Annotated in this window: 9 protein-coding genes; 6 read left to right on the forward strand and 3 right to left on the reverse strand. The window is 60.7% G+C overall.

Annotation, left to right across the window (positions count from 1 at the left end; all coding sequences use genetic code 11):
• Positions 1–63 precede the first annotated feature (63 nt).
• The 3 genes from ABIB24_RS20455 to flgA all read right to left on the reverse strand — a co-directional run bounded on the left by ABIB24_RS20455 (position 64) and on the right by flgA (position 1,812).
• Positions 64–531: a flagella synthesis protein FlgN gene (locus tag ABIB24_RS20455; RefSeq protein ID WP_061304389.1), complete on the reverse strand. Its 468-nt coding sequence runs from the start codon at positions 529–531 to the stop codon at positions 64–66.
• Between the two features lie 49 nt (positions 532–580).
• Positions 581–895, reverse strand: coding sequence for a flagellar biosynthesis anti-sigma factor FlgM (gene flgM, locus ABIB24_RS20460; RefSeq protein WP_025340104.1), 315 nt, complete (start codon positions 893–895; stop codon positions 581–583).
• Positions 896–1,059: 164 nt separating this feature from the next.
• Positions 1,060–1,812 (reverse strand): flagellar basal body P-ring formation chaperone FlgA, encoded by a 753-nt coding sequence (flgA, locus tag ABIB24_RS20465; RefSeq protein WP_025340103.1) that lies wholly within the window; start codon positions 1,810–1,812, stop codon positions 1,060–1,062.
• Between the two features lie 77 nt (positions 1,813–1,889).
• Between flgA and ABIB24_RS20470 the strand changes: the two genes are divergently transcribed.
• The 6 genes from ABIB24_RS20470 (at position 1,890) to flgE (ending at position 6,988) form a co-directional block, all read left to right on the forward strand.
• Entirely contained in the window at positions 1,890–2,819 is a 930-nt protein-coding gene (locus ABIB24_RS20470; RefSeq protein ID WP_039612677.1) for a chemotaxis protein CheV, read from the forward strand.
• A gap of 51 nt (positions 2,820–2,870) precedes the next feature.
• Positions 2,871–3,698, forward strand: a complete 828-nt coding sequence (cheR, locus tag ABIB24_RS20475; RefSeq protein WP_015271244.1) for a protein-glutamate O-methyltransferase CheR — start codon at positions 2,871–2,873, stop codon at positions 3,696–3,698.
• 368 nt (positions 3,699–4,066) lie between these two features.
• A complete protein-coding gene (gene flgB / locus ABIB24_RS20480) occupies positions 4,067–4,477 on the forward strand; it encodes a flagellar basal body rod protein FlgB (RefSeq protein WP_137164545.1) in 411 nt (136 codons plus the stop codon).
• Positions 4,478–4,479: 2 nt separating this feature from the next.
• Positions 4,480–4,923 carry a flagellar basal body rod protein FlgC gene (flgC, locus tag ABIB24_RS20485; RefSeq protein WP_025340101.1) on the forward strand — a complete coding sequence of 148 codons (444 nt, stop codon included), beginning with the start codon at positions 4,480–4,482 and terminating at the stop codon, positions 4,921–4,923.
• A 12-nt stretch (positions 4,924–4,935) separates the two neighbouring features.
• The gene (gene flgD / locus ABIB24_RS20490) at positions 4,936–5,637 is read left to right on the forward strand and encodes a flagellar hook assembly protein FlgD (RefSeq protein ID WP_025340100.1); all 702 of its coding nucleotides are present in this window, start codon (positions 4,936–4,938) and stop codon (positions 5,635–5,637) included.
• A gap of 28 nt (positions 5,638–5,665) precedes the next feature.
• Positions 5,666–6,988, forward strand: coding sequence for a flagellar hook protein FlgE (flgE, locus tag ABIB24_RS20495; protein ID WP_274079312.1), 1,323 nt, complete (start codon positions 5,666–5,668; stop codon positions 6,986–6,988).
• Positions 6,989–7,159: the final 171 nt, after the last annotated feature.

Raw genomic sequence — 7,159 nt, forward strand, 5'->3', positions numbered from 1 at the left:
GCAAAAGCGACACACGCAATTAACGGCATTTTGCCAGTATGTTCCGTGCCTTGATAGAAAAAATCACACTTGGCTGAGCGCCCGTGGCTTGGCCAACGGCGAGGTGCTGCCGCGGCTGTCGTAGAGCGACGGAGAATCGCCGCCCATTAGGATCCGGATCTGGTTGTTGGTGACGTGTTGCTGCACCTGGATGATCCGGCCATTGGTCTGGTTGACCTGCTGGCAGTTGTCCATCAGCTGCGAGAGCATGTCGAGCCGCTGCAGCATCGCTTCGCCATGGGGCGATTGCGCAGCCACCGCCTGCACACCGGCCCGATCGGCGCTCAGGCCCAGGCTGCCGAGCAACTGGCTGCGGCGCTGGCCGTGCTGCTCGAGCAAGATGATCAACGACTGCTTGCGCGCCAGGATCTGTTCCAGCAGCGGCATGTCGCGGCCATGCAGGGCGATCGCTTCCTTTTGCAGAAGGTCAAGCAGTTCCTGCATGGGGGCAATGTCATCTTCGATCAGTTGCAGCAAGGTGGTGTCGTGCATGGCTAACTCTTGGCTTTTCTAGCGTCCGTGAAGTCAGCGCGCCGAACGGTCAGCGCTGGGCTTCGAAATCGAGCAGTTTGCTGGCGACCCGGCCGGCATCGACCTGGTAGCTGCCGTCGGCGATCGCCTGTTTCAACTGCGCCACACGGGCACTGTTGACCACTGGCTCGTCGCGCAGCTTGTCGCTGATCTTCTGCAACTGCTGGGCCTCTTGGCTGAGGTGTACCGCTTCTCCGCTGGCGCTGGTGGCGGTTGCCGCTTCCTGGCTGGCTGCCGGTTTTTCGGCGCTGCCGTTCGCGGTGTTGCCGCGCACGCCGCCCGTGACGGACGGAGAGTTATTCAAACGACTGAAGTCGATGACCATGATCAGAAACCTCTGGGTATTTGGACGCTTGCCTTGTTTTCGGCCAACCCGAAAGAAACTTTAGGCACAAATGCATAGCCGCCTGTCAGCAAGCTCGCGAACCCGTTTTCTGACACAGTTTAGGAAAAGCGGTTCCTCATCGCCAGCGCAAATCAATGGGCTGGCTACATACTTACTTCGACCTGGCCGGGGCCGGTCACCCTGGCCTTGATCACTCGTTTGGAATTGAGGTTGCGCACCCGGATCTGTTCGCTCAGGCCGCCCTTGCTCAGGGCTTCTCCGGGCATGCGCACACTGAGGCTGCCACTGCGGGCGATGATCACCACGTGGTCGCCCTTGCGCACTACCTCGGCCTGTTCCAGGTGTTGCGGGGTGAGTACCTGGTCGATCACCGTGGGGCGCAGCATCTTCATGCCTACCGCCTGTTCCAGTTCGGTCAAGAAGCCTTGGCCCAGGGTGCCGACATCGCGCTCGCGCAGGGCCACGTCGCCTTCGCCCACCACGTTGTCGCGCTTGAGCGGCCGGGTCACCACCACCACATCTCGGAACAGCCGCACGGTGGCCGGCACGAACACGGTCCAAGGCGCCGTGCCTTCGCAGCGTACCTTTACCGTGACGCGGCCCAACGGCTGGGCCGGACTTTCCAGCGAGGCGTCCAGCTGCTGGCTGCACAGCGGCATGCGCAGGCGCGGGTCCAGCGGGTTGACCTGGATCTCGTAACGGCCTGCGGTCTGGGTGGTTGCCAGATAATCTTCGACGCTGAATTCAAGAAACCCTTGAGTGACACCGATAAGCTGTTCAGGCAAGGTAAACGCGTCCGCTACCGTGCGAACGCCGGGCACCAGAAGGCACAGCATGGCCAGCGAGCCAGTCAGCAGGCGCGTCAATCGTCGGAAAAATGTCGTTTTCGTGTACATGGCGCTCAAAAAAGCAAAGCCCGTGCCGACTCGCTATCTGAGTTGCAACGAAAGGCTGAAACATAAAGGAGTCTGGCATGGCAGGTGTTATGGATTCGGTCAACCAGCGCACGCAGCTGGTGGGGCAGAATCGCCTGGAATTGCTGCTGTTCCGCCTCAATGGCGAGCAGCTTTACGGCATCAACGTATTCAAGGTCAGGGAAGTGCTGCAATGCCCTGCGCTGACCCTGCTGCCCAAGGCGCACCCGGTGGTGCGCGGTGTTGCCAATATACGCGGGGCGACCATCCCGATCCTCGACCTGTCGATGGCCACCGGGTTGCGGCCGCTGCAGGAAGACACGCGCAACAGTTTCGTGATCATCACCGAGTACAACACCAAGACCCAAGGCTTCCTGGTGCATTCGGTGGAGCGCATCGTCAACATGAACTGGGAAGAAATCCATCCGCCACCCAAGGGCACCGGCCGCGACCACTACCTGACCGCAGTCACTCGGGTGGACAACCGCATGGTCGAGATCATCGATGTGGAGAAGGTGCTGGCCGAAGTGGCGCCGTCGTCCGAGTCGGTGTCGGCCGGGGTGATCGATGCCGAGGTGCAGGACAAGGCCGTGCTGCTGCGGGTGCTCACCGTCGACGATTCGTCGGTGGCGCGCAAGCAGGTCAGCCGCTGCCTGCAGACCGTGGGGGTCGAGGTGGTGGCGCTTAATGATGGCCGTCAGGCCCTGAACTACCTGCGCCAGCTGGTGGATGAGGGCAAGAAGCCGGAAGAAGAGTTCCTGATGATGATCTCGGACATTGAAATGCCGGAAATGGACGGCTATACGCTAACGGCGGAGATCCGCAGCGATCCGCGCATGCAAAAATTGCACATCTGCCTGCATACTTCGCTTTCCGGGGTGTTCAACCAGGCGATGGTCAAGAAGGTCGGTGCCGATGACTTCCTGGCCAAGTTCAAGCCGGACGACCTGGCCCAGCGGGTGGTCGACCGGATCAAGGCAACGCATTGAAGCCGCCGGGGGCAGGCCCCCGGCACCAGTGATTTAAAAGAGGCGGCAGTAGTGTCTACGGGTAATTTGGATTTCGAACAGTTCCGGGTCTTCCTGGAGAAAGCCTGTGGCATCCTGCTGGGCGAGAATAAGCAGTACCTGGTCTCCAGCCGTCTCAACAAGCTGATGGAGCAACAGGGCATCAAGAGCCTGGGCGAGCTGGTGCAGCGCATCCAGGCCCAGCCGCGTGGCGGCTTGCGCGAGCAGGTGGTCGATGCCATGACCACCAACGAGACCCTGTGGTTTCGCGATACCTACCCGTTCGAGGTGCTGAAGAACAAGGTCATCCCCGAGTTCATCCGCAACAACCCCGGCCAGCGCCTGCGCATGTGGTCGGCGGCCTGTTCGTCGGGGCAGGAGCCGTACTCCATCTCGATGGCCATCGACGAATTCGAGCGCAGCAACCTCGGCCAGTTGAAGATGGGCGCGCAGATCGTTGCCACCGACCTGTCCGGCACCATGCTGACCAACTGCAAGACCGGCGAGTACGACAGCCTGGCGATTGCCCGTGGCTTGTCCCAGGAGCGCCTGCAGCGCTACTTCGACACCAAGGGGCCGGGGCGTTGGGCGGTCAAGCCGGCGATCCGCAGCCGCGTCGAGTTCCGCTCGTTCAACCTGCTCGACAGCTATGCCAGCCTGGGCAAGTTCGATGTGGTGTTCTGCCGTAACGTGCTGATCTATTTCTCGGCGCAGGTGAAGAAGGACATCCTGTTGCGTATCCACAGTACCTTGAAGCCGGGTGGGTATCTGTTCCTCGGGGCTTCCGAGGCGCTGAACGGGCTGCCGGACCATTACCAGATGGTGCAGTGCAGCCCGGGGATCATCTACCAGGCGAAGTAAGCACAAAGGCCGGCAGCGAAAGTTGCCGGCCTTTTTGTTTGCCTGTGCCGGCCTCTTCGCGGGTAAACCCGCTCCCACAGCTACCGCGCCGCCCTTGAAAGCTGTGCAGAACCCTGTGGGAGCGGGTTTACCCGCGAAGAGGCCGGCGCAGGAGAAATGCTGACGTCAAATTTTTGTTTTGCCGCTTTTGCCGCCCGGCAATTGCCGCTTTCGCCGCTCAAGGCGGAAGGCCTTTGCCGCTTTTCTGGCATCACTCTGACAGCACCTTGCCCTGCAAGCCCGTATTTCCGGGCTTTCTGTTGGTTGGCACAGCCCTTGCTATACCTTGCCCAACGATATTCCGGTCAACCTCCGAAGGTTTCCCCGACATGAGCATCAGTTTCGACAAGGCGCTTGGTATTCACGAAAAGGCCCTGGGCTTCCGCGCCCAGCGTGCCGAAGTGCTGGCCAACAACATCGCCAACGCCGACACGCCCAACTACAAGGCGCGCGACATGGACTTCGCCTCGGTGCTCGCTGCCGAGAGCGACAAGCAGCAGAGTGGCGGCCGTTTCAGCCTCGATCGTACCAACGGCCGCCATATCGAGGCCGAGGGCCTGGCCATGGCCGACGATACCCTCAAGTACCGCACGCCAACGCAGCCGTCGATCGACCAGAACACCGTGGACGCGCAGATCGAGCAATCGAACTACACCGAAAACGCCATCGGCTTCCAGGCCAGCTTCACCTTGCTCAACAGTAAATTCAAAGGGCTGGTTTCGGCCCTGCGGGGAGAATGACCATGTCCCTTTCCAGTGTCTTCAACATTGCCGGTAGCGGCATGAGTGCGCAGAACACGCGCCTGAACACCGTTGCTTCCAACATCGCCAACGCCGAGACCGTGTCCTCGAGCATCGACCAGACCTACCGCGCCCGTCACCCGGTGTTCGCCACCACCTTCCAGGACGCGCAGGCCGGCGGCAGCCAGTCGCTGTTCGAAGACCAGGGCGAAGCAGGGCAGGGCGTGCAGGTAAAAGGCATCGTCGAGGACCAGAGCAACCTGGAGGCCCGTTACGAGCCCAACCACCCGGCGGCGAACAAGGACGGCTACGTCTACTACCCGAACGTCAACGTGGTCGAGGAGATGGCTGACATGATCTCCGCCAGCCGCGCGTTCCAGACCAACGCCGAGCTGATGAATACGGCCAAGAGCATGATGCAGAAAGTCCTGACCCTGGGGCAGTGATAGGAAGCCGACATGACCACCACCAATTCCACCACCGAGGTCGGTAGCGCGTACCTGACCTCGCTGCAGAAGCAGACGTCGAAGACCGACAGCAGCACCGGCGCTGCCGGCAGCGCCCTGGGCAAGGATGCATTCCTGCAGCTGCTGGTTACCCAGATGAAGAACCAGAACCCGCTCGACCCGCAGGAGAACGGCGAGTTCGTGGCGCAGCTGGCGCAGTTCAGCAGCCTCGAAAGCATGCAGTCGCTGAATGATTCGGTGACCTATATCGCGGCGGGCCTGCAGTCATCCCAGGCCTTGCAGGCGTCGTCACTGGTCGGGCGCAACGTAATTGTCGAGACCAACAAGGCTGTGGTCGACACCAGCAAGGAAATGAAAGGCACGATCAATCTGACGTCGTCCAGTACTGCCACCTCGGTGGGCATCTACGACAAGGACGACAAGCTGGTGCGCACCATCGACCTGGGTACCCAGAAAGCCGGCAAGATCGACTTTACCTGGAATGGCCTGGATGACGACGGCGAAGCCGTGGCAGCAGGTACCTACACCTTCAAGGCCACCGCCTCGATCGATGGCAAGGCCACCACCATGACCACCAACCTGCCGGCCTCGGTCACTAGTGTGACCATGGGCACCAATGGTTCGGAGATGACGCTCAACCTCGCTGGGCTGGGCAGTGTTGCGCTTTCCAAAATCCAAAGCATCGGCATCTAGGGCCTGAGCAAAACGACAGGAGTTACACATGTCTTTCAATATCGGCCTTAGCGGCCTCTATGCAGCAAACAAGGCCCTGAACGTTACCGGCAACAACATTGCCAACGTTGCCACCACCGGCTTCAAGTCGTCGCGTGCAGAATTCGCCGACCAGTACTCCAACTCCATTCGCGGCACCAGTGCCGGCAAGAACGTGGTAGGCACTGGTGTGAAGACTGCTGCGGTGTCGCAGATGTTCTCCCCGGGCAATATCAACGGCACCGGGCAGGCCTTGGACATGGCCATCGATGGCAACGGCTTCTTCGTGATGAGCGACAACGGTTCGAAGATCTACACCCGTGCCGGTGCGTTCTACAGCGACAAGGACGGTTACGTGGTCAACTCCTCGGGCGCCAACCTGCAAGGCTATGCCGTGGACGCCAATGGCAAGATCATCCAGGGCGTGTTGACCAACCTGCAGATCGACACCTCGAACCTGACGCCCAATCCGACCGGAAAAATCTCCGAGAACGTCAACCTGAACTCCAGTGCCACCGCACCGGCCGTGACGCCGTTCGATCCCGCCAATACCGGCAGCTACAACTACACGTTCAACACCGACGTGTACGACAGCCAGGGTAATGCGCACCAGTTGAACCAGTACTTCGTCAAGGATGCCAGCAGCAACTCCTGGACCATGTACACCACCATCGATGGGCGCAACCCGGCCGACCCGACCTCGACCACGCCACTGTCCAACAAGCTGCCGTTCAAGTCTGACGGCACCCTGGACACTGCGGCCATGACCGCAGGCCCGGTAGCCGGTGGCATGACCATCGCTGCCGACAAGACCTTCACCCTGGATAACTGGATCCCGGCACAGAAGAACGCTGCCGGCGTATGGAGCCCGAACGGCGCCACTGCCAACCTGGCCGGGGTGAACCTGGATATGCTCGGCACCACTCAGTACAACGCGGCAAGTGCCACCACCGCCAAGAGCCAGGACGGCTTCGCTACCGGTGAGCTGTCGGGCCTGACCATCGATCAAAGCGGCAACATGTTCGCCAACTTCACCAACGGCCAGGACAAGATCATCGGCCAAGTGGCCATCGCCAACTTCGCCAACCTGCAGGGCCTGACCCCGATTGGCGGCACCAGCTGGAAAGAGTCTTACGCCTCGGGCGTGCCGGTGATCGGCGCCCCGGACACCGGTACCCTGGGCCAGATCACCGGCGGTGCGCTGGAAGATTCGAACGTCGACCTGACCGGCGAGCTGGTCAACCTGATCAAGGCGCAGAGCAACTACCAGGCCAACGCCAAGACCATCTCCACCGAAAGCACCATCATGCAGACCATCATCCAGATGACCTGATGGTTGTTTGATGGTGTGGTGTTTTCTTTAATCGGGGCTGCTTTGCAGCCCATCGCAGTCAAGCCAGCTCTCATACAACAACACATGACTCATTGGTTCGGCGAGGTTCTGTAGGAGCAGCCTTGTGCTGCGAAGAGGCCGGTACTGACAAAGCCTGTCTGTTGCTTGTAC

It is taken from the genome of Pseudomonas sp. UYEF17, from assembly GCF_040546125.1.
GTDB lineage: Bacteria > Pseudomonadota > Gammaproteobacteria > Pseudomonadales > Pseudomonadaceae > Aquipseudomonas > Aquipseudomonas putida_Z.

What these genes read in the sequence shown, in the direction of transcription:
- flgB (WP_137164545.1), top strand. Translation starts at nt 4,067, where the DNA reads ATGAGCATCAGTTTCGACAAGGCGCTTGGTATTCACGAAAAGGCCCTG.
- ABIB24_RS20470 (WP_039612677.1), top strand. Translation starts at nt 1,890, where the DNA reads ATGGCAGGTGTTATGGATTCGGTCAACCAGCGCACGCAGCTGGTGGGG.
- flgM (WP_025340104.1), bottom strand. Translation starts at nt 895, where the DNA reads ATGGTCATCGACTTCAGTCGTTTGAATAACTCTCCGTCCGTCACGGGC.
- flgA (WP_025340103.1), bottom strand. Translation starts at nt 1,812, where the DNA reads ATGTACACGAAAACGACATTTTTCCGACGATTGACGCGCCTGCTGACT.
- flgE (WP_274079312.1), top strand. Translation starts at nt 5,666, where the DNA reads ATGTCTTTCAATATCGGCCTTAGCGGCCTCTATGCAGCAAACAAGGCC.
- flgD (WP_025340100.1), top strand. Translation starts at nt 4,936, where the DNA reads ATGACCACCACCAATTCCACCACCGAGGTCGGTAGCGCGTACCTGACC.
- ABIB24_RS20455 (WP_061304389.1), bottom strand. Translation starts at nt 531, where the DNA reads ATGCACGACACCACCTTGCTGCAACTGATCGAAGATGACATTGCCCCC.
- flgC (WP_025340101.1), top strand. Translation starts at nt 4,480, where the DNA reads ATGTCCCTTTCCAGTGTCTTCAACATTGCCGGTAGCGGCATGAGTGCG.